General features: G+C 65.8%; 23 protein-coding genes, 1 tRNA gene and 1 other annotated feature. Of the genes, 11 read left to right on the forward strand and 13 right to left on the reverse strand.

The features are described 5' to 3' along the window. Positions 1–46 precede the first annotated feature (46 nt). Genes BKA03_RS00540 through BKA03_RS00565 form a run of 6 tightly spaced genes read right to left on the reverse strand, consistent with a single transcriptional unit; the run spans position 47 to position 6,429 of the window. Positions 47–1,015, reverse strand: a complete 969-nt coding sequence (locus BKA03_RS00540; RefSeq protein WP_062075683.1) for a serine/threonine-protein kinase — start codon at positions 1,013–1,015, stop codon at positions 47–49. Further along, positions 1,015–2,481, reverse strand: a complete 1,467-nt coding sequence (locus tag BKA03_RS00545) for a peptidoglycan D,D-transpeptidase FtsI family protein (RefSeq protein WP_062075684.1) — start codon at positions 2,479–2,481, stop codon at positions 1,015–1,017. Before BKA03_RS00545 ends, BKA03_RS00540 begins: the two co-directional genes overlap by 1 nt. Next, entirely contained in the window at positions 2,478–3,980 is a 1,503-nt protein-coding gene (locus BKA03_RS00550; protein WP_083971836.1) for an FtsW/RodA/SpoVE family cell cycle protein, read from the reverse strand. Before BKA03_RS00550 ends, BKA03_RS00545 begins: the two co-directional genes overlap by 4 nt. A 13-nt stretch (positions 3,981–3,993) precedes the next feature. Beyond that, positions 3,994–5,199, reverse strand: a complete 1,206-nt coding sequence (locus BKA03_RS00555; protein ID WP_062075685.1) for a PP2C family protein-serine/threonine phosphatase — start codon at positions 5,197–5,199, stop codon at positions 3,994–3,996. Between the two features lies 1 nt (position 5,200). Beyond that, positions 5,201–5,722 carry an FHA domain-containing protein FhaB/FipA gene (locus BKA03_RS00560; protein ID WP_062075686.1) on the reverse strand — a complete coding sequence of 174 codons (522 nt, stop codon included), beginning with the start codon at positions 5,720–5,722 and terminating at the stop codon, positions 5,201–5,203. Continuing rightward, the gene (locus BKA03_RS00565) at positions 5,722–6,429 is read right to left on the reverse strand and encodes an FHA domain-containing protein (RefSeq protein WP_062075687.1); all 708 of its coding nucleotides are present in this window, start codon (positions 6,427–6,429) and stop codon (positions 5,722–5,724) included. Before BKA03_RS00565 ends, BKA03_RS00560 begins: the two co-directional genes overlap by 1 nt. 313 nt (positions 6,430–6,742) lie before the next feature. On the opposite strand from BKA03_RS00565, the gene BKA03_RS00570 reads away from it, so the two are divergent. From BKA03_RS00570 to BKA03_RS14965, 4 genes are read left to right on the forward strand one after another with little or no spacing between them, the layout of a single operon-like run. Beyond that, on the forward strand, positions 6,743–7,813 hold the full coding sequence (locus BKA03_RS00570) for an ABC transporter substrate-binding protein (protein ID WP_062075688.1): 1,071 nt from the start codon (positions 6,743–6,745) through the stop codon (positions 7,811–7,813). A gap of 4 nt (positions 7,814–7,817) precedes the next feature. Continuing rightward, positions 7,818–9,602 carry an ABC transporter permease gene (locus BKA03_RS00575; RefSeq protein ID WP_062075689.1) on the forward strand — a complete coding sequence of 595 codons (1,785 nt, stop codon included), beginning with the start codon at positions 7,818–7,820 and terminating at the stop codon, positions 9,600–9,602. Beyond that, positions 9,599–10,693 carry an ABC transporter ATP-binding protein gene (locus BKA03_RS00580; RefSeq protein ID WP_062075690.1) on the forward strand — a complete coding sequence of 365 codons (1,095 nt, stop codon included), beginning with the start codon at positions 9,599–9,601 and terminating at the stop codon, positions 10,691–10,693. Before BKA03_RS00575 ends, BKA03_RS00580 begins: the two co-directional genes overlap by 4 nt. A gap of 47 nt (positions 10,694–10,740) precedes the next feature. Further along, a complete protein-coding gene (locus BKA03_RS14965) occupies positions 10,741–11,889 on the forward strand; it encodes a COG4280 domain-containing protein (protein ID WP_202965751.1) in 1,149 nt (382 codons plus the stop codon). 14 nt (positions 11,890–11,903) lie between these two features. On the opposite strand, the gene BKA03_RS00595 is transcribed toward BKA03_RS14965, so the two are convergent. After that, positions 11,904–12,485 (reverse strand): Chromate resistance protein ChrB, encoded by a 582-nt coding sequence (locus tag BKA03_RS00595; protein WP_062075691.1) that lies wholly within the window; start codon positions 12,483–12,485, stop codon positions 11,904–11,906. A gap of 23 nt (positions 12,486–12,508) precedes the next feature. Then, on the reverse strand, positions 12,509–13,003 hold the full coding sequence (locus tag BKA03_RS00600; protein WP_062075692.1) for a MarR family winged helix-turn-helix transcriptional regulator: 495 nt from the start codon (positions 13,001–13,003) through the stop codon (positions 12,509–12,511). Between the two features lie 67 nt (positions 13,004–13,070). Between BKA03_RS00600 and lgt the strand changes: the two genes are divergently transcribed. Further along, positions 13,071–14,009 carry a prolipoprotein diacylglyceryl transferase gene (lgt, locus tag BKA03_RS00605; protein WP_373366727.1) on the forward strand — a complete coding sequence of 313 codons (939 nt, stop codon included), beginning with the start codon at positions 13,071–13,073 and terminating at the stop codon, positions 14,007–14,009. Between the two features lie 12 nt (positions 14,010–14,021). Next, positions 14,022–15,464 carry an MFS transporter gene (locus tag BKA03_RS00610; protein ID WP_062075693.1) on the forward strand — a complete coding sequence of 481 codons (1,443 nt, stop codon included), beginning with the start codon at positions 14,022–14,024 and terminating at the stop codon, positions 15,462–15,464. A 58-nt stretch (positions 15,465–15,522) separates the two neighbouring features. Here the strand turns inward: BKA03_RS00610 and BKA03_RS00615 are convergent, their stop codons facing one another. From BKA03_RS00615 to BKA03_RS00625, 3 genes are all read right to left on the reverse strand, one after another. Further along, the gene (locus BKA03_RS00615; protein WP_062075694.1) at positions 15,523–15,963 is read right to left on the reverse strand and encodes a flagellar assembly protein FliW; all 441 of its coding nucleotides are present in this window, start codon (positions 15,961–15,963) and stop codon (positions 15,523–15,525) included. Beyond that, positions 15,960–16,217, reverse strand: a complete 258-nt coding sequence (locus BKA03_RS15070; protein WP_238579446.1) for a hypothetical protein — start codon at positions 16,215–16,217, stop codon at positions 15,960–15,962. Before BKA03_RS15070 ends, BKA03_RS00615 begins: the two co-directional genes overlap by 4 nt. A 208-nt stretch (positions 16,218–16,425) precedes the next feature. Further along, on the reverse strand, positions 16,426–16,872 hold the full coding sequence (locus tag BKA03_RS00625; protein WP_062075696.1) for a flagellar protein FlgN: 447 nt from the start codon (positions 16,870–16,872) through the stop codon (positions 16,426–16,428). A 335-nt stretch (positions 16,873–17,207) separates the two neighbouring features. Here BKA03_RS00625 and BKA03_RS00630 point away from each other — a divergent pair, with 335 nt between their 5' ends. From BKA03_RS00630 to BKA03_RS00645, 4 genes are all read left to right on the forward strand, one after another. Continuing rightward, entirely contained in the window at positions 17,208–18,059 is an 852-nt protein-coding gene (locus BKA03_RS00630; protein WP_083971864.1) for a sigma-70 family RNA polymerase sigma factor, read from the forward strand. Positions 18,060–18,264: 205 nt separating this feature from the next. Further along, on the forward strand, positions 18,265–18,546 hold the full coding sequence (gene csrA / locus BKA03_RS00635; protein WP_062075697.1) for a carbon storage regulator CsrA: 282 nt from the start codon (positions 18,265–18,267) through the stop codon (positions 18,544–18,546). 64 nt (positions 18,547–18,610) lie between these two features. Further along, positions 18,611–18,696, forward strand: a tRNA-Leu gene (locus BKA03_RS00640). Between the two features lie 519 nt (positions 18,697–19,215). Beyond that, positions 19,216–20,504, forward strand: a protein-coding gene (locus BKA03_RS00645) for an IS3 family transposase (RefSeq protein WP_152649667.1) whose coding sequence is annotated in 2 segments (ribosomal slippage) — positions 19,216–19,489 and positions 19,489–20,504 — 1,290 coding nt in all. Because the reading frame shifts where the segments join, the coding sequence is not laid out codon by codon here. Then, positions 19,488–19,619: a sequence feature (AL1L pseudoknot), on the forward strand. (Overlaps the previous gene by 132 nt.) On the opposite strand, the gene BKA03_RS00650 is transcribed toward BKA03_RS00645, so the two are convergent. Both BKA03_RS00650 and BKA03_RS00655 read right to left on the reverse strand, forming a co-directional pair. Then, complete coding sequence (locus BKA03_RS00650; protein WP_179397637.1) at positions 20,468–21,310, reverse strand: DDE-type integrase/transposase/recombinase; 843 nt, start codon at positions 21,308–21,310, stop codon at positions 20,468–20,470. The two genes, BKA03_RS00645 and BKA03_RS00650, sit on opposite strands and share 37 nt — an antisense overlap. A 135-nt stretch (positions 21,311–21,445) precedes the next feature. Further along, positions 21,446–22,507, reverse strand: coding sequence for a LacI family DNA-binding transcriptional regulator (locus BKA03_RS00655; RefSeq protein WP_062075440.1), 1,062 nt, complete (start codon positions 22,505–22,507; stop codon positions 21,446–21,448). A 164-nt stretch (positions 22,508–22,671) separates the two neighbouring features. Between BKA03_RS00655 and BKA03_RS00660 the strand changes: the two genes are divergently transcribed. Then, the gene (locus tag BKA03_RS00660; protein ID WP_062075446.1) at positions 22,672–24,060 is read left to right on the forward strand and encodes an ABC transporter substrate-binding protein; all 1,389 of its coding nucleotides are present in this window, start codon (positions 22,672–22,674) and stop codon (positions 24,058–24,060) included. Positions 24,061–24,067: the final 7 nt, after the last annotated feature.

Here is a 24,067-nt window from a genome sequence, read left to right on the forward strand (position 1 = left end):
CCTATCAGGCACAAGCGCCGTTCTCGTGTTCATTGTGGCATTTCCGCTAGACATATCGCCTCGGTGGCGCGTCGGGACGGGGTCTATAACGTTTTGGAGCGATCGAAGGAGGCATCGCTCTTTGAGGTGCATGGCCCGTTCGCCGGGGACGAATCGCCTCGGGTGCACCCTTCTCTCGCAGCGCTCGCTCTACCTTGGTGGGTAGACGCATGTCGGTGAGGATGCGTTCCAATTCGGCGGCGGTCGATGGCCGTCTTCGCGGGTTCTTCTCGAGCAGATCCATGATCAGCGCCGCGAGCGGAGGGGACACTGTGGTCGGCAGCGCGGGAACGGTGTCGTTCACTTGCGCGATCGCGATGTCGACGGGCGACGATGCGGTGAAGGGGCGCTTGCCGACGACGGCCTCGTAGGCAATGATCCCGAGCGCATACAGGTCCGAAGCCGGGGTGGCTGGCTTGCCCAACGCGAGCTCGGGCGCAAGGTACTGGGCGGTTCCCATGACCATTCCCGTTGCCGTGAGCGTCGTCTGGTCCTTGCCTCGAGAGACGCCAAAGTCGGTGATCTTGACGTGGTCCTCGCCCTCAATGAGGAGATTCCCAGGTTTGACGTCGCGATGGATCACGTGGGCCTCGTGAGCCGCATGAAGCCCCCTGCAGGTGCCGATCATGATGCGGACAAGCCGGTGTTCATCGACGGTGATCTCGCGTTCAAGCACTGTTGACAGCGGCTCGCCCTCGACAAGCTCCATGACCAGGTAAGCCGTGCCGGCCTGGTCGCCGTAGTCGTAGACCTGCGCGATGTTCGGGTGCATGAGTCCCGCCGCGTTGCGGGCCTCGTTGTTGAACCGCTTGAGGAACGTCTCGTTGTTCTGTGCTTCTTCCTTGAGCACCTTGATCGCCACGGGCCTGTCAAGCTCGCTGTCGACGCCGCGCCACACCTCGCCCATGCCGCCCACGGCGAGCAACGAGCGCAGCACGTAGCGGCCACCGAGCGTGGTCCCCCCCTGGAGCTGCATTAGTTGCCACCCGCCGCGTTGGCGAGGACCGCCTCGATGACGGCCTTGGCTATCGGCGCGGCGACCGCGCCACCGGTCGCTTCGCTCCCGATGTCGCCGCCGTTCTCAACCAACACGGCGACCGCGACCGTGGGATTCTCCGCGGGCGCGAAGGCGACGAACCACGTGTGAGGCGGCGTGTGGAGGCCCGTTTCGGCGGTGCCGGTCTTCCCCGCGACGGAGACCCCATCAATCTGGGCTCGGGTACCGGTGCCGTTCTTGACGACCGCCTGCATCATGACGGTGAGCGCCGCAGCCGCGTCCGGGCTCATGGGAGTCGACAGCTTTTCGGGCGTCGTCTGCTCAATCACGCGCAGGTCGGGATCGCGCACCTTGTTCACGAGGTAGGGCTTCATGAGCACGCCATGGTTGGCGATTGCGGCGGCGACCATGGCCATTTGCAGCGGCGTTGCCCTCACATCGAACTGGCCGATCGCCGATTGGGCGACCTCGGGCTGGTTGGGGGACACCGGCAGACGCGACGGAGTGACCCCGAGCGGAATGTTCAGCCCGGAGCCCCAACCAAAGTTGGCGGCCATGCTCTCGATCGCCGGCCAGCCCAGGTCCATCGCGAGCTTGGCAAATGCAGTGTTGCACGAGATCCGGAGCGCCTCAAGCAGGGTGATTTTGCCGGTGGGCCCGCAACTCTCGCCGCCGTAATTCTTGAGGGTGGCCGTCGTGAGCGGAAGCGACAGTTCCTGAGGCGCGTCGATCAGGGTGTCCGGGCTGTAGCCAGCTTGGAGAGCCGCCGCAGCCACCACGAGCTTGAAGGTGGACCCCGGCGGGTAGGTGTCTCCCCCGATCGCCCTGTTGATCAGAGGATTGGTCTGGTCGCTCAACAGCGATTGGTAGACGCGGTTCGCGTCAGCCGACGAGTGGACCGCTAACGTCGCGGGGTCGTATGACGGGGTCGACACCATCGCGAGGATCGCGCCGGTGCGCGGATTGATGGCCACGACCGCTCCGCGCCTATTTCCGAGCGCGTCGAACGCCGCTTTTTGGGCGGCCGCGTTGATCGTGAGCTCCACGGACGCGCCTTGTTGTTGGGTGCCCGCGACGAGTTCGCCGAGTCGAGTCCAGAACAGCGCATCGGCGGATCCGTCGAGAAGCGAGTTCTCGGACGCCTCAAGCCCGGAGCGACCGGGGCCGATCGAGTAGTAGCCGGTGATCGCCGCGTAAAGCGGGCCGTCCGTGTAGGTCCGCTGATAGTTGAACGGGTCATCAATGGGCACAGAACTCACGATTGCCTGGCCGTCAACGATGATGGGTCCGCGGAAGGACCCGAACTGCTTGTAGAGCGTGCGGACGTTCCGCGGGTCGTCGCCCAACTGTTTTGCCTTGACGAATTGGACCCAAGATCCCGCAGCCATGAGCGTGAAGAAGAGGAGCAGCACCACCGCGGAGAGGCGCCTGATCGGTTCGTTCATCGCGCAGCCTTCCGCTCGGCCACAGCGTCGGTGGCACCGTCGGGAACCGGGACGGTGCCCTCCTCGACGTTGTTTTCCTCAACCGTGTTTTCCTCAACGCCGGGCGCGGAGGCGAGCGCGGTCCTTGCGGTGTCCGCAGGGGCAGACGCACCGCGCAGGGGCACGTCCGTGGCCGACGCCCTCGCGAGATCCGAAATGCGCAAGAGCAGGGCGATCGCGATCCAGTTGGCGATCATCGACGAGCCGCCATAGGCGAGAAATGGTGTGGTGAGGCCGGTGAGGGGGATCACGCGCGTCACGCCGCCGACAACGACGAAGATCTGGAGCGCCATCGAAAAACCCAGGCCAACGGCAATGAGCTTGCCGAAGCCGTCGCGCACCCCAATGGCGGTGCGGAGCGCGCGCTGCACCATGACGAGGTAGAGGGCGAGTACCGCCATGAGTCCCGTCAGGCCCAGTTCTTCCGCAAGTGACGGCACGATGAAATCGGACTCCGCGAAGGGCACCAGGCCAGGTGAGCCATTGCCGAGACCGGTGCCGAACAGGCCTCCCGAGGCCATGCCAAAGAGTCCCTGCACCAATTGATACGACTTCCCGGAGTTATACACGGATGGGTTGAGAGCGTGCAGCCACGCGTCGTAGCGCGCCGCGACGTGCGCAAAGATCGTCCCTGCGGCGACCGCCCCGGCGGCGAAGAGCGCGAGGCCGACGATGACCCACGAGATGCGCTGGGTGGCGACGTACAGCATTGCCACGAACAGGCCATAGAACAGCAAGGAAGCGCCCAGGTCCCTCTGCGCCACCTGCACGAGCAGGGCCGCCGCCCACACGATCAGTAGCGGCCCGAGGTCGCGGGGTCGAGGCAGGCGGATGCCGAGCACCTTGGGTCCGGCGAGTGCGAGGGTGTCGCGGTTGGAAACCAGGTAGCCGGCGAAGAAGATGACGAACGCGATCTTGGCAAATTCGCCAGGCTGGAGCGACCGTCCGAACAGCGAGATCCAGATGCGCGCACCGTTGACCTCGCGACCCACGCCAGGAACAAGGGGAAGCATGAGAGCAACGAGGCCAAGCACGCCCGCCGTGTAGGTGTAGCGGCGCAGCAGACGGTGGTCCTTCAGCAGGCCGATGACGAGCATCGCGCCCAGAATCCCCACGACGGCCCAGACCTCCTGGGCGTCGGCGAAGTGCGTGACCCTGCCGCGTGCGGCGTACGCGAAGTCGATACGGCGGATGATTGCGAGGCCAAGGCCAGTCAGCGCGAAGGCCGCGGGCAAGAGGATGGGGTCCGCTGCGGGCGCGCGCAGTCGCACCACCGTGTGTGCCGCAACGGCGAGGGCAATCACGGCAATCGAGTAGATGCCGAGCGAGGCGCCGATGCCCCCGCCCGCGTTGGCGTCCACGAACGCGCGTGCCCCGAGGGCGATCGCGCACGCGAATACCAGAAGCACCGCCTCGGAGCGCCTTCCGACGCGGACCGAGACCGCAAGGACCGTTGCCACTAGCTGTCAACTCTCACGGGTAGTCAACTGTCAACTGGGCAACGATCTTGCGGGCCGCCGCGAGACTGTCGGTGCGCAGCCCCGAATCGAGGCGCGCCTGGTCGTATGATCCTGTGATTTTGGACACGGATAGGTCGGTCACCTCGGCAACCGAGTGCAGCGAGATGGGCCCCAGGGTTTGCGGGATGCCCTTGTAGATGACGACATGTTGGGTGTCCGAGCCCACGTAGTACTGAGTCTGGGTCCAGGCATAGCCGCCCCAGAGCGCCGCTACGACCACAAGGAGTGCGGCGACGGGAAGCAGCCACGGCTTGATCCTTGACCAGCGACCGGTTCGTTCTTCCTCCTCGTCGTCGTCCGCGGGTGCCGACGACAGCTTGGCCGCCCGCCCAGCCGACGACTCGGAGCCCTGCGTGGGACGCTTGCGGTCGCGCGCGGCCGATCCGACGATCTCGTTGGGGGCGGCCTTGGCCTTGGCGCCTTGAGGGTTGTCGATGTCGACCACGTCGCCGATGATGCAGGTCACGTTGTCGGGTGCGCCCGCCGCAAGAGCCAACGCGACCAAGGCATCGGCGCAATCGCCTGGATCTTCCACTTCGCTCAGGGTGGTGAGCATCGTGGCGCGGGAGACGACCCCTGACAGCCCGTCGGAGCAGAGCATCCAGCGGTCGTCAACGCGCGCCTCGCGCACGGAGATGTCCACGGGAACGTCGGCGTCGATGTCGCCGAGGACGCGGAGAACAAGGTTGCGCTTGGGGTGGTTTTCCGCGTCGGCCTGTGAGAGCCGCCCCGTGTCGACCAAGTGCTGGACGAACGTGTGGTCGGACGTGACCTGATCGAGAACGCCGTCGCGCAAGAGGTAACCGCGCGAATCGCCGATATGGGCCATTGCCAGGGACGATCCCGAACGCAGAATCGCCGTGACCGTGGTGCCGAGCCCGGAGAGTTCGGGGTCGTTGTGCGCCCGCTCGACGATGTCCGCGTGTGCGTCGGCGATTGCCTCCTTGAGGCGATCGAGGGACTCATCCTGGCCGAGTCCCTCGCCCTCGAGCGCGGCGAGGTGCCCCATGGCGATCGACGACGCGATGTCGCCGCCGGCAGCCCCGCCCATGCCATCGGCGACGGCGATGAGGTGCGGACCCGCGAAGCCGGAGTCCTGATTGTCGGCTCGCACCAACCCGACGTCGGATCGCGCGGCGAAGCGCAGGGTCAAAAACATGTCACGACCTCAATTCGAGCGTGGTGGAGCCGATGCGAACGCGCTCGCCGATGCCGAAGGGCACCGGGTCGTCGATCCGTTGGTTGCCGAGGAATGTGCCGTTCGTGGAGCCAAGGTCCTCGACGAACCATTGGCCGTTTTCGGGAAAGATCCGGCAGTGCCTCGCCGACAGGAAGTCGTCCTCGATCACGATCGTGCAGGTGGAGGCGCGGCCGATGAGGATCGACGTCTCACCCAGCGGCACGGTGGTGCCCTTGAGGGAGCCCGAGATGATCGCGAGGTGTGCGACCGCGGGGCTTCGCGTCGAGACCGATCCGGGTCGCACGCCCACCGAGGCGCGGGCGGGCGCCGCCGACTTTTGTGATCTGGCGTCGGGGTGCGGCTTGCGGCGCAGGCCACGACCGCGGGATGTGACTCGAGTGCCGTAGAGGTCCGACCTCAGCACACCGATCGCGACGAGCACCATTCCCCACAGGAGGACGAGGTATCCGAGCCGCAGCAGGGTGATGGAGAGCTGGCTCATTAAGCGTCCTCTGCCGCGGGCAAGCCGTCCCAGTAGAGGATGGTGGTGCGGCCGATGGTGATGGCGTTCCCGTCGACCAACGTGACCTCGCGGATTCGTTGGTCCTCGACGAAGGTGCCGTTCGTCGACCCTAGGTCGGTGAGGATCGTGCCGTACTCGCTCCGTTCGAAGCGCACGTGCAGGCGACTCACGCCCGTGTCGTCGACCGTGAGGTCGGCCTCGGTGCCGCGACCCACCGTCGTCGTGGTTCCGGTGAGGTGGTACCGCTTGCCGTCGATGTCGAGCAGCGGGTAGCGCGACTGGCCGTTGCCGTTGCCTGCGGGAGCCGCGGGCCCCCTCGTCGAACGGGACTGCACCGAGTAGCGACCGGTCGCGAGCGATTCGTCCTCCTCGAAGCGCACGGCGACGGGGCCCACAAAGCTGTATCGCTGCCTGTCGGCGTGATCGTGGAGCGCGTCCTCGAACTCCCTGGCAAGGGCATCGTCGCCCCACGCCTGCACGTTTTCGATGTCCAGGGGGCTCAGCACGAGCACGTATTCATTGGGCACCACGGTGCGTTGGCGGTCCACCACGGCCGCCCTCGCGTCGCATTCGCGCTTGAGCGCGCTCGACAACTCCACGGGCTTGACTCCGGAGCGGAACGTCTTGGCGAACGCGGACTGCATCACGTTCTCGACGCCCTTCTCAAAACGATCGAGGACTCCCATACATCGAATCGTAACGTGCGCGGTTCGTAGCGCCTTTGCGCCTCGCTTGTGGGTGGGGCGCGGGGCGCGCGGCGGTGATGCGTGGTGCGTGGTGGTGGCGGCGTTTTGGGCCGTCGCGAAACGACTCGAAGACGTCGCAGACCGCCCGCTCTCAGGGCCTTGAGGGGGATCGCAGCGGTATCCCGACTGACCGCGGAGCGGAGTTCACCCTTTTGACACCGGAAAGCCACCCTTCCGCCATGAGCGTTCCCTATGGTTCCTAACGATGGTTAGTTCCGCAATGCAACCAGAAACCTCGAAGGAGACCCTTGCCATGAATGTCATCACCCGCTGGACGGCTCTGGGCGGCGCCGCCGCTGTTCTTGTCGGATTGACCGGCTGTGCCGGGACCGCGTCGGCATCGACCTCCGTGGCGGCGAAGGCCGCGGTTGAACCCCTTGTCCTGTACGCAGCCGAAGGCTTCGACTCCGTTGCGGCGAAGGCGTTCACGGCCAAGACGGGGATTCCCGTGAAGCTCGTCGACGACAGCACGGGGCCGCTTCTGACCAAGATCCAGGCGGAGAAGAACAACCCGCAGTGGTCGTTGCTCTGGGTGGATGGCGACACCGCGTTCGCTGCGCTCGACCAGCAGGGCATGTTGGCCCCGTATGCCGCAAAGGGTGACTTCAACGATGTCGGCAAGGCCATCATCCCTAGCGACAACAGCTACACGCCGACCGGAACTACCGTCATGTCCGCCCTGATCTACAACGCGGCGAAGGTCACGACCGTGCCGGCGACCTACGACGACCTGCTCGGCTCCGCCTACGCCGGAAAGGTCGGCATGAACGACCCGGCCCAGTCGGGGCCGACCTACCCCTTCGTCGCCGGGCTCATGAACCAACTCGGCGGCCAGACCGGCGGGGTTGCCGCGGGTGAGGCCTACCTGACGAAGCTGAAGGCGAACGGCCTGCAGGTGTTCCCGACGAACGGCGACACGCTGCACGCCATCGAGACCGGCCAGATCGACTTCGGGCTGATCCAGAGCTCGGCTGCGATCGGCGAGGCGCTGAAGGTCAAGCCGACCGCCGACTTCGAACCCAAGATCGCCTACCTGCCGAAGTCCACGCTGCTCCCCAGCGTGATCGGCATCGACAAGGGTGCGTCGCCGGTTCAGCAGGCGGAGGCAAAGAAGTTCATCGACTACGTGGTCTCGCCGGAGGGACAGGCCGTCATGCTCACGGGAGACCCGACGGGGGACTCGCTCTTCTGGCCCGTCGTCACCGGCACGAAGTCGCTTCCCGGACTCCCCGCATTCCCGACCGCATACCAGTCGATCGACCCGGCGTTCTGGGGCCCGCTCCAGAGCCAGGTCGTCACCTGGTTCGAATCGAACATCAAGTAATCGGATGGTCACCCAGTCCGCTCCTCTTCGCGAGCACGCTCGCGAAGAGGAGCGCGGTGTCGATGAGACCCTCGATATCGCAATCGCGGGACGTCCCGCTCGCCGCCGGCTGAAGTTCGATGCGCGGACCGCCTTCTGGTTGCTCATCGTGGCGATCCTCGTGCTGCCGATCGCCCTGTTCCTCGCGGTGGCGCTCTCTCCCGCCCTGTTGTCGCAGGGTCACAACTGGTTCACCCTGTCGGCGTTCCAGACCGCCCTCTCCGGTCATCTGCTTCTGGGGTTCGTGAACTCCCTTGTCGTCGGGATCGTGACCGCGGTCCTCGCGGCTGCGATTGGATTCGCGCTCGCCTGGATCGTGTTGCGCACCGACGTCCCCGCTCGCGGGATCTGGACCGGGGTCGTCTTCGCACTGTTTCTCACCCCGTCGTACCTCATCGCGCTTGGTTGGGAGCGCCTTCTCGAACCGAACGGCGTGCTCCAAACACTTGGATGGGATCCGACCGCCGCTCGGCACGTGTTCTACGGGCCCGTCGGCATCGTCATCGTGTTGACCGTGAAGGGAATTCCCTTCGCCTACCTCGCCATCTCCAACGCGCTGCGGGGGCTTGGCCACGAGTATGAGAACGCGGTGCGCGTGCACGGGGGCGGCAGCCTCGCCGCGATGCGCGTCGTCGTATCGCTGCTCGCGCCCGCGGTCTGGGCTGCCCTTGCGATCGTGTTTGCGGAGTCGGTGAGCGATTTCGGCGTCGCATCGACGCTGGCGAATGACTCCCATTTCACGGTGGCAACGTTTGAGCTCTATACCGCCGTGCAGGCCTTCCCTGTGCAGTTCCCCGTCGCCTCGGCGATCAGTTGGGTGCTGCTGATCTTCGTCGTGTTGGCTCTCCTCGCCCAAGGTCAAGCGCTTCGGGGACGCAGCTATCGCGTACTCGGCGGGCGTTCGCGCAGGGCCGTTCGCCGTCACCTTGGCAAACCTGAGAAGGCGGCGACCGTTGCGGCGATGCTGCTGCTGGTTGTCGTCGCCCTCGGCGTTCCCGCCTTCGGGGCCGTCTCCTCATCGCTCATCAAGGGGCTCGGCTCACTCGGGGGAACTCATCAACTGACCCTCGACAACTACGCCAGGGTGATCACCAGCCCGGACCTCAGCGCGCCCCTTCTCTATTCGATGCAGGCCGCCGCGATCGCCGCGACCGTTGCCACGGTTCTCGCCGTGGTCTGTGCCCGCCTCCTGGCGGCCGGCCGGATGACCCTCGGCGCGCGTTTGCTTGACATGGCGCTGCTTGCGGCCGTCGCGATGCCAGGGATCGTCTTCGCCTACAACCTGCCGCTCACGAACGCGCTCGGCATCCACCTGTACGGGACCACCACGCTCCTGGTGCTTGCCTACATTGCCACCGCACTGCCGTCGACGACGCGACTGCTGATGGGGAGCATGAGCCAGATCCAGGATTCGATGGTGCACTCGGCCAGGGTGCATGGCGCGAGCGAGATCTTCTCCTGGGTGTCCATCGTCCTCCCTGTGATCGCGCGGCCGTTGCTGAACGCGTGGTTGCTGACCTACACGGCGACCCTGCTCGAGTTGCCGGTGTCCCAGCTGCTCGCCCCGCCCGGCTCCCAACCGATCTCGGTAGGGATCACGAACACGCTCTCCAAGTACGACTTTGGCGGCGGGATGGCCATGGAGGTCCTCGCGATCGTCACGGCTCTGCTGGTTGTCGGTGTGGCGGCTCTCATCTTCCGGCTCGTGACGCCCCGCGGCTGGCGAACCCTAGGAACGGCGATTTCATGACAGGCCATCACGTCATTGTCCGCGGTGCGAGCAAGCGCTACGGCTCCCTCGAGGCACTGTGTGGTATCGATCTCGATCTTGCGGCGGGGTCGTTCACCGTGCTGCTTGGGCCGTCCGGATCGGGCAAGTCCACGCTGCTGCGATCGATCGCAGGCGTTGAGAAGCTCGACGGAGGCACTATCCATTTCGGACCGAGAACCATCAGCGATCGTCAGACCCATGTGAAGCCGGAGAAGCGCGCGCTCGCCATGGTCTTCCAGGATTACGCCCTCTGGCCCCACCTGACGGTGCGCCAGAACGTCGCCTACGCGCTGCGGCGCCGACGCCTCGGGGGGCAAGAGGCGGGTCGGCGCGTGGAGTCCATGCTGGAGAGGGTCGGGCTCGGCGCGAAGTCGGGCAGTTATCCGCACGAGCTGTCAGGCGGACAGCAGCAGCGGGTCGCTCTCGCCCGCGCCATCGTCGGCGAGCCGGAGCTGATCCTGTTTGACGAGCCCCTGTCGAACCTCGACGCCGATCTGCGGGAGCACCTGCGACTCGAGATTGCCACGCTGACAAGGGAAACCGGAGCCACCGCTCTCTACATCACTCACGACCAGTCGGAGGCGTTCGCCCTGGCCGATGAGGTGGCGATCCTCAACGCGGGGGTGATCGAACAGCGGGGAAGTGCTGAGTCGATCTTTCGGCATCCCGCGACGCCGTTCGTCGCGCGGTTCACCGGCCTCGCCGGTTCCTTCGAGGGTGTTGCCGTCCACGTGTCCGATGACACGGCCAAGCTTCAAGTCGGAGAGCACGTCCTCACGACGGCGGCGGGGCGCGGGCTCGGCGTCGGCGACACGGCGGAAGTGCTCGTGCGTCCGACGGCCACCCGGCTCGAGACGGTCGATGCGACGGGCCCGCACGACGGGTCACGGCATCGGCTGCCTTCGCGGATCGTCGATGTCGCCTACCGAGGCCGTGGATACGACCACGTCGTCGACACGGGACATGGGCTGCTCGCGGCCGTCTTTGACGAAAGGCCCTGGACTCGCGGCGCGGCCTGTGTCGCATCCATCGACCCGGCGGGGATGATCGCATTCTCTGCGAATGTCTAACCGCTGTTACTATTCAAACCGAACGAATCCCATCGGAAAGTGCATCCATGAGTGACATCTCCCTGTTCGTTGCCGTCTTCCTCGCCTGCCTTGTGGAGGCGGTTGAAGCCACGACGATCGTGCTCGCCGCCGGCACGGCGCGCCACTGGCGCTCGGCAATGCTCGGCACGCTTGCCGGGCTCGCCGTCCTGGTCGTCGCCATTGCGGTTGCGGGCCCGGCCATCTCCCACCTCCCGCTCGGCGCCTTGCGCCTCCTTGTCGGAGGGCTGCTTCTCGTCTTCGGCCTGCAGTGGATGCGCAAGGCGATCCTGCGTGCCAGCGGCTACAAGGCGCTTCACGACGAGGCCGCGATCTACAAGAAGGAGGTCGCCGCCGCGGCTCAAGCGGAGCAGGGTTCGCGTCGCGGGGTCAAGGACTGGTACGCCTTCACGCTTTCGTTCAAGGGGGTTGTGCTCGAGGGCCTTGAGGTCGTGTTCATCGTCCTGACGTTCGGCACCAACCAGAAGAACCTGCCGGTCGCCGCTGTCGCCGCGGCCACGGCCGTCGTCATCGTGGTGATCCTGGGCGCGGTGGTGCGTGGACCGCTCTCTCGCGTGCCAGAGAACACCCTTAAGTTCGTCGTCGGTGTGATGCTGACGGCGTTTGGCATCTTCTGGGGCGCCGAGGGCGCCGGGGCCGATTGGCCGGGCTCCGACACCTCGCTGCTCGTCATCGCCCCGGCCGTGGCGATCTTTGGCCTCGCGCTCGCCGTGGGGATGAGGCGATTCCGCGTGTCCCGCGTCCCAGCTCCCGAGCTGATCCCTGTCGGGGCTCGCGTGGGCGAGGGTTCGGTAGCTCTCACACAGACGACTCTCGCGCAGATGAATCTCGCGCAGATGAATCTCGCGCAGATGAATCTCGCGCAGGAAATCGCAGGCGCGGCGGAGGATGCTCAAGCAGCGGAGCCCGCCGCGCACGTCCGTGCCGTCGCGGTTGCGACGGAGACGCCGCAGCGAGGTCTCGAGTCACGGCTGCGCGCCTTCGGGGCGTTCTGGTACGACTTCATCATCGGGGACGACTGGCAGGTTGCGGCGGGGGTCGCGCTCGGATTGCTCATGGTCTTCGTCGTGTCGAGCGCGTCTTCGCTCGCGTGGATCGTGATGCCCGTCGCGATCGCGGTCCTGCTTCCCTACGGCGTCAGGCGCGCCATGCGCTGAGCGGGGACCGAGGGTCAGTGGCCCTCAGGCTCCTCGACGTAGACCCGAGCCGCGTACTCCTCGAGGGCGGTTTCGCACTCCTTGATGGCGGCCTCGGCTTCCGCGCGCCCTGGGGCCACGAACTCGTCGCGAGCCTGGACCTTAGCGAGCCAGTTGACGAGCTTCGTGTGGTCGACCTCGTTCTCCTCGAGCTCGGCATACGTGAAGTGCTGTTTGTCGTATTCCTTCTGCAACTCGGCCAGGAAACCGGAGCAGCGGTCGACGATCTCCTCGTACTCGTCGGTCCGCGCCGCCTGAAAGATGGCCAGGACATGCGATTCGCCCACCAAGACGGAGGACCTCATGAGAATTGCGGTACCCGACATTTCGGTGATGTCGTGTTGCAACTTGCGTAGCGCGCGCTCGGCCGCAGGGGTGATCGGAAGGGCGGCCACGGAGTTTTGGAGGTAGACGGCGCCGAGCGACTTGAGGCGGCGCCAGGCGGTCGCCCGGAGGCGAGTCGGCTCGGAGGGGATGCGGTAGACGAGCACAAACCAACCGGCCGACGTAGGCGGCCTGAGGGATTCTTCGTCGGCATTGGCTGAAGTCGTGCTCACACCGTGATCCTACGTGCCAGGGGCTACCCGTCGACCTCGGTGTCCGGGTTTGCCAGGTGCTCGACAAGGCGGTCGAGCGCGGGCAAGGCTTCCCTGATCGTCGCCTGCTCGGCCGCGGGCAGGCGCCCCAGGGCATCGCCGATGCGTTGCTGGTGGGCTCGCTCCCAGTCGGCGAGCTGGGTGCGGCCTGCGCCGGTGAGCCCGACGAGGGCGACACGCCGATCGGTAGGGTCGGATCGCCGCGTCACGAGTCCCGTCTCCACGAGCGCCTGCACCAGGCCACTCATCGTGTTGGCGGCGAGTTGGAGCAGGGTCGCGAGCTCGCCGACGCGGACGCTCTGATGCTCGCGTAGCGCCAGCAGCACCTCGACCCGCGCCATGGGAAGGGACTCCCACCGGTCATCCGAGCGGATGCTGGTCCGCAGCGCACGGCGCAGCCGGGTGACGACCTCGGTGAGAACTCGAGCGCCCGAGGGGTCGCCGCGTTCCGTCGTCGGATCCGGTCCCCTGGCTACCATAAACCGACTGTAGCGCGAACCGCATCGGTGTGCGACTATATCGGTGTCAGACATATACACGTCCCCAGTGCCTGCGACCGAACGAGGAATGATGTTCCACATGTTCCACATGTTCCACATGTATATTCCCAGCCCCTCACAGGGCGTCTGGCACCTCGGGCCGGTGCCCATTCGGGCGTACGCGTTGTTCATCCTCGCGGGGATCTTCGTCGCTACCTGGTGGACCAGGCGGCGGTGGGTCGCCCGCGGCGGGGACCCGGACGACGTGCTGGATGTCGTGATGTGGGCGGTGCCATTCGGCATCGTCGGAGGACGCCTCTACCACTTGATCACCGATCCCGAACTCTACTTCACCGCAGGGAAGGACCCCATCCGGGCGCTGTATATCTGGGACGGCGGGCTGGGGATCTGGGGCGCGGTCGCGCTCGGCATCGTCGGCGCGCTCATCGGATGCCGCCGCAAGGGGATCAGTCTTGCCGCATTCCTTGACGCGGTGGCCCCCGGTCTGATCCTCGCGCAGGCGATCGGTAGGTGGGGCAACTACTTCAACCAGGAGCTCTACGGCGGGCCCACCAAGCTGCCTTGGGCCCTGATGATCGATCCCGCACACCGGCCAGCCGCCACGCCGAACATCGGGCTGTACCAGCCGACGTTCCTGTACGAGTCCCTGTGGGACGTGGGCGTCGCAGTGCTGCTGGTGTGGGCCGGGCGCCGGTACGCCCTGCACAACGGGCGACTGTTTGCGTTGTACGTCGCCGCCTACACGTTCGGGAGGGCCTGGGTCGAGGCGCTGCGGGTAGACCATGCGAACCACTTCTTGGGTTTGCGCCTCAACGACTGGACCAGCGTGATCGTCTTCGTGGCGGCGGTCGCGTACCTCGTGCTTCACCGGTCCCGCGCCGACAAATCGTCGACTCCCGCAGTTGAAGGGGAGCCCCCTGCGTCCGACGGGGCTCTCCTCGCCCCCGACGAAGCACCTTCCGAAGAAGCACCTTCCGAAACCTGATCGGAGCACGTCATGCACCTGCGCGCGCTCACCCAAGAGAGGGCCCGACCCGCGCGGATCCGCGAGAGGCCCAACGCGGGCTGGCTCGCGGTGGCAACCGTGTGCTTCGGCGCCTTCATGGGCCAGCTCGACGCGAGCATCGTCACCCTGACCTACCGGCCGCTGAGCACAGGCTTCGGTGCCTCCCTTGCTGGGGTGCAATGGGTGTCGTTGGCGTACTTGCTGACCCTGGCCGCGCTGCTCATACCGGTCGGCCGCCTGGCCGACGCGCGCGGCCACAAGCTCCTCTACCTGTACGGGTTCGTGGTCTTCACCGTGGCATCGGCCGCTTGCGGGCTGGCGCCCACCCTGGGCGCGCTGATCGCCTTCCGGATCGTGCAAGGCATCGGGGCGGCCCTGCTGCAGGCAAATAGCGTCGCCCTCGTCGTCACCAGCGCGCCCCACGGGAAGGTGCGCAAGGCACTCGGAATCCAGGCCGCCGCTCAAGCAATCGGCCTGGCCCTCGGCCCGACGCTCGGGGGGCTGCTGGTCTCCACGTGGGGGTGGCGCTGGGTGTTCGGCATCAACGTCCCCGTCGGCATCGTCGCGGTCGTCGCAGGCATCTATCTGCTGCCAAGGAGCAAGACACTCACGCCAACCACCGGCAGGGACCGCTCGGGCCTGCTACTCCTCGTGACGTCCACCACGGCGGCACTCCTGGCCATCTCGGCGGTGTCTGGGCTGGGCCTGCCCCGCTGGGCGACGATCGCGTTGCTGGTCACCGCCGTCGCGAGTGCCGCAGGCTTCGCTCTTCGCGAGCATCGTGCGGCCGCCCCCCTTCTCGACCTGGCCCTGCTACGCGATCGCACGGTCAGCTCTGGACTTCTTGGCGCGCTGTGCGGGTACCTGGTGCTGTTCGGCCCGCTCGTCCTCGTCCCCATCGTCCTGACCTCGTCAGGCACCTCTGCGTTGCACGCGGGACTCGTCCTGACCGCGCTCCCGGCCGGCTTCGCCCTGGCGGCGACGGTCGGCGAGCGGCTCATCCCTCACTCGTGGGGCGATCGTCGCCGATCCTCCCTCGGGGCGCTGCTGGGCATCGCCGTCCTGATCGGGATGGCGGGCGCCCCGCTCACCGCCGCGTGGTTGGTCCCGTTCCTGGGGGCACTGGGCATCGCCTTGGGCATCTTCACGCCCGCGAACAACAACCTGGTGATGCGCGCGGTCCCTTCCCACACGGCCGCGACGGGCGGCGGCATGCTGAACATGAGCCGGGGCCTTGGTACCGCCCTCGGCGTCGCGCTGGTGACCCTTGCGCTGCATCTGCATCGGGCCGGAGAGCGCCTGCTCGATGGACCACACACGGCCCTCACCGTCCTGGCCGTGGCGGCCGTAATCATGCTGCTCTCCGCACGGCGTATCCCCACGACGCGTATCCCCGCCTCGCATGTCCCAGCTGCGCAAGTCACCGCGACCTGATTGCGGTCTTGATCGCGCTTGCCGATACGCCGGGCCTCCCCGGCGTCGGACCGGAGCGTTAGGGCGCTTCGGTCCCCGTACCGAGAGGCGCGCGCAGCGGCCACTCGTCACCGTCGAGAACCACCTGTGCGGCGGCTCCCGTGTCAGGGTTCACCACGAGCGGTGCCAACAGATTTGCCGTGGAGGTTTGGTCCCCACCGGGGTGGACCACCGCGAGCAGCACGGCAGGCGTCGCCGCATCCAGGCCAAGGGCGGTGCGCACGCTAGCCGACACCTCGGGGGCATATCCAGGGAAGTACGCCCGTGGCGTGATCACAAACAACCGCACGCCTGGCGTTTCGAGGCTGCGCAGCGCGAACAGGAAGCCGGAATCGTCGAGCGCCGTGAGGACAAAGCGCGTCGACGTGGCCATCCCGGGAGGCGACTCCACGAAGACGATCTCGTCGGGGAGCTCGCGCAACTTCGTGCGATCCCCGTCGATTGCGACCGCAACGCTCATCGCAGGAACTCCATGAGCGTGGGTTGCAGCACCTTCGCCGCCGCGCCAAGGGCACCGCGGTACGCGACCTGCTGCATGTTCAATTCCAAGATGGTCTCCGCCAGGTCGATGTCCTCGATGCCGGAAGTGCTGGACGCCGTGCCCTGGAGTTTGGCGGCAGTCGACCACCGAGCGTCGGACGCTCCAGAGAGGTTCGACGGCGGGTTCGCAAGCGCGTTGCGCTGAGGAATCCGCTGCGTCATTCGATGAGTCACGGGTTACCTTCCCACCAATCCTGTGCGGTTGATAAGGGCGTCAAGCATCCGGTCGACCGCCGTGAGCACGCGGGCCGCACCCTCGTAGGCCGGAAACTGAGCATGTTGATCTTCTCTTCTTCTCCATCGACTCGCGGATTGCTGCGTTGAAGGTTCTCGGCGACGCAGCGGGAGGTTTCGGAGGCGCGGTCCACCCGGAGGGACGCGTCTACGTCTGAACCGAACCGCCCCTGGTGTCGGCGCTCACCGTCGCGTTCATTCCCTTGAGCGCCTCTTGAACGGCGCGCAACGACCGCGACAGCACTTCCGTATTCGAGTGGGCGAGCGCGTCGATCTGCGAGGCCACGTCCGCGAGCGCGACGTGGTGCCCGCGCAACAGGTCGTTCCACGGGCTTGGTGCGACCTTTGCGAGCTCAAGCAGCGAGGCGCCCTCGGGGACTCCCACCTCGCGCGCGGCGTCGTCCGCCTCGATCGCGCGCCCAAGCTCGACGCCGCGAATCTGATCGAGAACACACTCGACCTCGCGCGTGGCGCGTCCAAGCCAACGCGTGCGTCCGCTCTTGAGCACAAACTCTTCCTCTTCGAGCTTGAAGAGCAACATCTCGAGGAGCTCCCGCTCGCGCCACAGGGCGGTGGACAGTTCGTTGAGTCCCATGGCGACTCCTTCACTTTCGGGTGGCTATCCGGTCACGGTCGATGCCTTCCCTATCGGCTCGCGGCGGCGTTCGGTGACAGGTCCTTGTCGGCAGTTGTGGGCATTCTGTGACAATTCTCACTTAACTCCTTTTTCGTGCCACATCGCGTCGTTTGCTGCCCTCCAACGTGGGGGCCCCTCCGTCTGTGGAGTCGACCAAGTCACATAACCGCATCGAGGAAACGGACATTTTGACCTCGGGCGTGTCCTGTGACATTTTCCGCTATGGGGGGTGATGGACGACACGTGTGAGGTCTCTCCTTGTCGGCTTCCTTTCCTTCCCCAATAGTGGCGACATGACCGACATGAACCGATCCAACGCCCTGGTGGAGCAGCACCTGGCCTTGGTGGGATACAGCGTGAACGAGGTACTCGCTCGCGTACCTTCGCACGTGTCTCGGGCCGATTTGTCTTCGGCAGGGGCGATGGGTTTGGTACGTGCCGCCCGTTCATTCGATGACTCCAGGGGAGTCCCGTTCGCCCGCTATGCCTCCTTGCGCATCCGCGGCGCCATTATTGACGAGTTGCGTTCGATGGACTGGGTGCCTCGCGCCGCGCGCCACAGGGCGCGTCAGGCATCGGAGGTCTCCGACCACTTGACGAGCCAGCTGGGACGCACGCCCACCAAGCCGGAACTCGCCCAGGCGCTTGGCGTCAGCGTACAAACGGTCAACGCGGCCCACGCCGACGCGGGCACCCGTGTGCTGTCAATGGAGGCCTTCGACGGAGCGATCGCCGACATGGTCGTCGACGGCTCGGTGGGTCCGCTCGACGCCCTCGTCAACGCGGAGCAACTCGAGTACCTGCGCACCGGAGTGGTGTGTCTTCCTGAGAAGCTCCGCTACGTGGTCGAGCAACTCTTCTTCCACGATCGCCCGGTGATCGAGTTGGCCGACGAGATGGGACTTACGCGCTCGCGCATTAGCCAGCTCCGCACCGAGGCGCTGTCCCTGCTCAAGGATGGCCTTGGCGCCAACCTCGACGCGGACGAGACCCCAGAGGTCGATCCAGGAGAGGGAGTGGCCGAGCGTCGCCGCAAGGCCTACTGCGTGTCGATCGCCGCTCGCGCCGTTCAATCGCGGGGAGCGGCAGCGCTTGCACCCTCGGTCAACGCGGCCGCCCACATGTGGGAGCGCGTGGCAAGTTAGTCGTCGTTCGCCCGCAGTCCAACGAGGAAACCGCGGTTGTCGGCGCCTAGCCAGGCCTGTCCCAGCGGCGGGACGATTCGCCCGAGTCGTCCCGCCGCTCCTGACTCGTTCCCGCGAGGGAATCACCTGTGGCATGGGGTCAAGCGGTCGAGTCCGTGCCACGTCGCGCGTAGCCCGGGGGCGTGAACCCGATAGTGTCGCGTACATGTTGGTCTTGTCACGTCGCGTTGGAGAGCGTCTCTTCATCGGCAACGACATCGTGGTGACGATCATTGACGTGCGTTCCGACGGGGTGCGCGTGGGGATCGACGCCCCGCGAGAGATCCGCGTGACGCGTGCCGAAATTTTCGAGGCGGTCGAGCAGCACAACGTCGAGGCGGCCTCCGCCGTCGACAGCGCGCTCGAAGAGCTCAGGGCACTCGCGCCCAGGTCGACGCCCTCGCAAGCGTCCGCACCCGCGCCCGGAACGGAAACGCCCAGCACCTAGGGTTCCGGCGCCCTCAAGAACCCATCGCTCCGCGGCCCCCCTGCGTGCTAGTCTTTTCCGGCGCGCGCGAGTGGCGGAACGGCAGACGCGCTGGCTTCAGGTGCCAGTGTCCGAAAGGGCGTGGGGGTTCAAATCCCCCCTCGCGCACCATTGTGATGTGTCGGGACATCGTTCTCAGGTGTCTCGGGTCATCGTTCACAGAGGCCCCTCCTTCGGGAGGGGCTTTTGTGGTTTTTTGGGTTGGTAGTCGCGGTTGGGGTCCAGTTGGTGTTCGGCGATGATTTCTCCTGTGTCGGGTCGGATGACGAGGGTGTCGGCGCCGGCGACCAGCAGTAGGACGTGGTGCCCGTTGTGGGTGCGTCCTATGCCGAGGTGGCGTAGTTTGCCTGCCCAGCGCAGGGTGATGGCGCCTGCGGTGTCGACGGTGTCGTGGCGGACGCGCCAGTGGCGTTGTAGTAGTTCGAGGGTGGGTCCTGTTTTGGGTAGTGCCGCGTAGGCCTGGGCAGGGGTTCGCCTGCCTAGGGAGCGGTGGGCGCGTTCGTGGTTGTAGACGTGCTCGAAGGCGGCCAGTTGGGTGGTCAGCTCGATCAGGGTCGTAGCCGGCGGGCGGGCCCCCTGAAGCGTCCTAGGTTTGATGCCGCATCCTTTTGAGTTGAAAGGATGTATGTCATGCCAAAGAAGATCGATCCTGCCCTCCGTGACCGTGCGGTGCGGCTGGTGCGTGAGCACCGCTCGGAGTATCCCTCGTTGACGGCCGCGTCGGCGGCAGTGGCCCGCCAGGTTGGGGTGGGCCACGAGTCCGTGCGGCGGTGGGTGCTGCAAGCCGATATTGATGACGGCTCTCGGGAGGGGGTTACGTCCGCTGAGCACGCGGAGATCAAGCGTCTGAAGTCGGAGAACAGCCGGCTGCGCGAAGACGTTGCGATTCTACGGGCGGCGACAACTTTCTTCGCGGGGGAGCTCGACCCCCGCAATCGATGATCATGGGTTTCATCGACACGATGAGAGCCGAGGGGCACGCGGTCGAGTCGACTTGCAGGGTTCTGCGTGAGCAGGGCTGCCAGGTCGCCGCGCGCACCTATCGTGCGTGGAGAGGAGGCCACGTCGCGGTCCGCACGGTCACAGACGCGCATGTCGTCGACGCGGTCCGTGACACCGCGTGGACGCACGTGCCCACACCCGATGGTTCCCTGCGCCGCAAGATGACTCCCGAGGGGTTGTACGGGCGGCGGAAGATGACCGCGTTGATCCGCCGCACCACGATCCCTGGTGCATCCACAGGCGCGGTCGACCGGGCCATGCGTGTCCTCGGACTGTCGGGCGTGCGCCGCGATAAGGGCGTGCGCACCACGATCCCCGCGAAGGACGGGGTCCGTGCCGGGGATCTGCTGAATCGGGATTTCACCGCGCCGCAGCCGGATCACACCTGGGTGATGGACTTCACCTACTGCCGCACCTGGGCCGGGTGGGTTTACGTCGCGTTCATCGTGGACGTGTTCTCTCAGCGCATCGTCGCGTGGCATGCGCAGACCACCAAGCACGTCGACCTGGTGATGATCCCCCTGCGGATGGGCCTCTGGGAACGCGGCCGCCAAGGCCACCCGATCCTCCCGCAGCAGCTCCGAGCACATTCGGACGCCGGGTCTCAATATGTCTCGTTGGCCTACACCGACAAGCTCGCCCTCGACGGCATCGCGCCCTCGATCGGGTCCGTCGGCGACGCGTACGATAACGCGCTGATGGAGACGATCAACGGGCTCTACAAGGCCGAGTGCATCCGCACGACCGTGTTCCACGAGGGCCCGTATCGGACGATCGCGGACGTCGAGTTCGCGACCGCCGGCTGGGTCGATTGGTACAACACTCGTAGGCTTCACTCAAGCCTCGGCTACGTTCCACCGGCCGAGTTCGAGCAAGCTCACTACGCGACCCTCAACCGAGAGCCGCAACCCGCATAGGAGCGGCAGAGAACCTGGGGCGCTTCACCCAGCCACCGTTTCAGGGTTTGGTGGAAGCGTTCGATTTTGCCTTGGGTTTGAGGGTGGCCGGGGTGTCCGTTCTTCTGGACGATGCCGTGCTGGGCGATGACGTGTTCAAAGTGGTTGGGTCCTCCTTTGCCGCGGGCGAAGCGGGTGGTGAAGATCATGCCGTTATCGGTCAGTGTTGAGGCTGGTAATCCATGAAGTTTCGCGGTGGCCAGGAACGTTGAGGTCACGACCTTCACTGTCACGGTGGTGTGAGCAGAGATGTGCAACACGAGTCGGGAGTGGTCGTCGAGCCAGGTGATGATTTCCACGGGGACCCCGCCGGCGAGTGACCAGTGGGTCATGTCGGATTGCCAGCAGCCGTTGGGTGCGGGGGATTCGAAACGGATCCAGGATGAGCGGGGCCGTTTGTGGGGTTGGGGTGTGACGGCGCCGTCGGCTTTGAGGATCCGCCAGATTGTTGATACTGACGGTGGGTTCGGATACTCACGCGTCAGACGGTCATGGATGGACTCTGCACCGGCGTCCAGGCCGTCTCGTTGCAAGGCGGTGCGCAACTCCAACACTCTTGTCCGCAGCGTGGGTGGTGTGGCGTGGGGTGAGGACCTAGGGGCCCTGGATTGGGGGTCCAGGGCGCCCAGGCCGCCCGTGCGGTAGCGGGCCAGGAGGGTGTGGATCCAACGCCTGGAAACCTTGAATCTGGTTGCGGCCTCGGTGACGGACATTGCGCCCTCGATGACTGCTAGAACGATGACGTGGTTTCGCTCGACGTTTCCCATGTCCCATCGTCAAGGGGTGTGAACGATGTCGCGACACATGTGTGAACTAAGTCGTGACATCAGACACCCCCTCGCGCACCATAGAAGGCCCCCGAGAGATCGGGGGCCTTCTGCATGGGTGGGGCGCGAATGGGCCTAGGCCCGCGGCGGCCCAAGCGACTCGCGGTCGCGCATCGGCATCGGGATGAGGTGAGTGCCGCCGTCCGCGGGCACGGAACCATGAGCGCGCTCGTGCTCGATCTGGGAGATGAGCAGTTCCGCTGCGCGCTTTCCCATGCTTCTGTGCGGGAGTGCGAAGGTGGTGAGGCCCGGACGCATCCAGCTGGCGATCGACGCGTCGTCGAAGGAGACGACTGACACATCCTGGGGAATCCGGAGGCCGTGCTCCTGGAGCGCTTGGTACGCACCCATGGCAAGTCGGTCGTTGAAGCAGAGGAGAGCTCCGGGGACGCGGTGTTCGAGAAGTTCGCTCACGATCGTCCAGCCATCACGTGGTAGCCACTGATGGGCGACGGTTCCGGAGGCGGGCCGGAGCCCGTTCTCGCCAAGCACTGCGAGGATCCCTGCGAGGCGTTGCGTGCCTGCAAGGGCCCTCGGCGGGACGTCGTCCGGCCCAGGGCCAGATCCGACGAGGTGGATGTCGCGGTGGCCGGCGTCGATGAGCGCTTGTGCGGCGTTGCGTCCCGCCTCGTACTCGGCGGGAAGGACCACGGGCAGGCACGTAGGAGACGTCGGTCCGATGTTGAGCAAGACCGCGGGAGTGCGTTCGATCGTCAACGGGAGGTCACGTTCCTGCGTGAACATGGACGCAAGAATGAGGCCGTCAACTTGCCGATCAAACATCGCATCCAGCAACAGGTGTTCTTGGGTCAGGTTCCCGCTGGTCTCTCCGACGAAGACCATGAATCCGCGATCGCGCGCGGCCTCGATGGCGCCCTTGATCATGTCGCCCGCTAGGCGCGATGACGCGACGGAGTCAGACACGAAACCAAGAGTGCTCGTCACGCCCTTCCGCAAGCCGACAGACATCGCGTTGGGACGATATCCGAGCTCGAGCGCCTTCGCCTTGACGCGCTCCTGTACCACCTGGGAGATGCGCACGTCAGTGCCCCGACCTGCAAGCACAAGCGAGGCCGTGGAGACGGCGATGCCCGACGCGGCCGCCACATCGGCGAGCGTTACGCGCTTCGCTGCCACTTCCCCTCCTTCGCCGCGATGGCCGCACGTGTCGTCGAGTGACCGTGACCGAATCGATGCATACCTGAGTTGACAGTATGCACTGTCGTGAGTCAATCTTCAGGTGCTAGTTCGTTTTAGCACGGCCATTCACCTCGTGTGAGCCTCATAAAAGGGAGACAATGATGTCCTTCAATCCCACGATCCGCCACGCTTCGGGGGCCAGGCGACCTGTCGCCTTGGCTTTCGGAGTAGCTGGATTACTCGCGATGGCGGCCTGTTCCGCCCCAGGAACGCCAGCCGATACGACCACGAGTAACGCTGCGTCGACGAGCGCCGCGCCCGTCGCAGGCGCCCCGACGTGCGGCACCGGCCCCGTCACGCTCGAGGCCTACGTCGAGACGGGCTTCCCCGTCTTCAACGACCTCGCCACGGAGTTCTCCAAGCAATTCCCGAACGTGACTTTCAACACGCGAGAGGACCAGTTCGCGGTCATCACGGCGAACGCTCCACGCGTGTTGGTGGACTCTCCCCCTGACCTCATGCGCCTCCCACAGGTGTCGGGACTCGCCAAGGACGGCCTTCTCTACAACCTTGACGGCTACGCCAAGGCGTTCGGCTGGGACAAGTGGCCGTCTTCTCAGCTCGAGCAGATGCGCGTCAACGCAAACGGGCAGCGCGGCGACGGCCCGCTCTACGCAATGGGCATCAACTTCTCGATGACAGGCGTGTTCTACAACAAGGAGCTCGCGGCGAAGGCAGGAATCACCAAGCCGCCCACGACGCTCGCCGAGTTTGACGCCGACCTCAAGGCCGCGAAGGATGCGGGCCTGACGCCTATCGCCCAATTCAACGGTGGCGCCACTGGGGGACTCGCATTCCCGCTCCAGGCGCTCATGGCTTCCTACGGTAGCCCGAGCGACATCAACTCGTGGATCTACCAGAAGGCGGGTGCCACCATCGACACTCCCGCGAACGTGAAGGCAGCACAGCACCTCGACGATTGGATCAAGGCAGGCTACTTCGCTGCCGACATCAACGCTATGGACTACTCGCAGATGATGAGCCGCTTCATCGGTGGCCAGAGCGTCTTCATCTTCGATGGCGACTGGGAGTCGGGCAACCTCGACAAGCAGATGGCTGGCAAGGCCGGATTCTTCCTCATGCCTCCGCTCGAAGCGGGTGGTCAGCTCGGCGCCATGTCGGCTCCGCTCACCTACGGTGTCTCGGCCAAGGCCAAGAACCCCGACTGCGCCGCCTTCTTCCTGAACTGGGTAGCGACAAACGACAAGGCCAGGACGATCGACATCCAGGTCGGTGGCTCACACCCCATGGGACCGACAGACGCCTTCATGCCTACCATCGACCCCAACTCGGTTACCGCTCAGACACTCGCCGCCGGTGCCGTCGTTGGAAAGAACAATGGCTCCATGGACTTCATCGCCAACGCGACGGGCGCCATCTATGCGAAGAGCTGGACGCCCAACCTGCAGAAGCTGTTCGCCGGTCAGCAAACTCCTCAGGGAATGCTGACCTCCGTCCAGGCCGACTACCTCACCGAAATCGGTAGTTGATCTCACC

The organism is Demequina lutea (assembly GCF_013409005.1).
In the GTDB taxonomy this organism is placed as follows: Bacteria; Actinomycetota; Actinomycetes; order Actinomycetales; family Demequinaceae; genus Demequina; species Demequina lutea.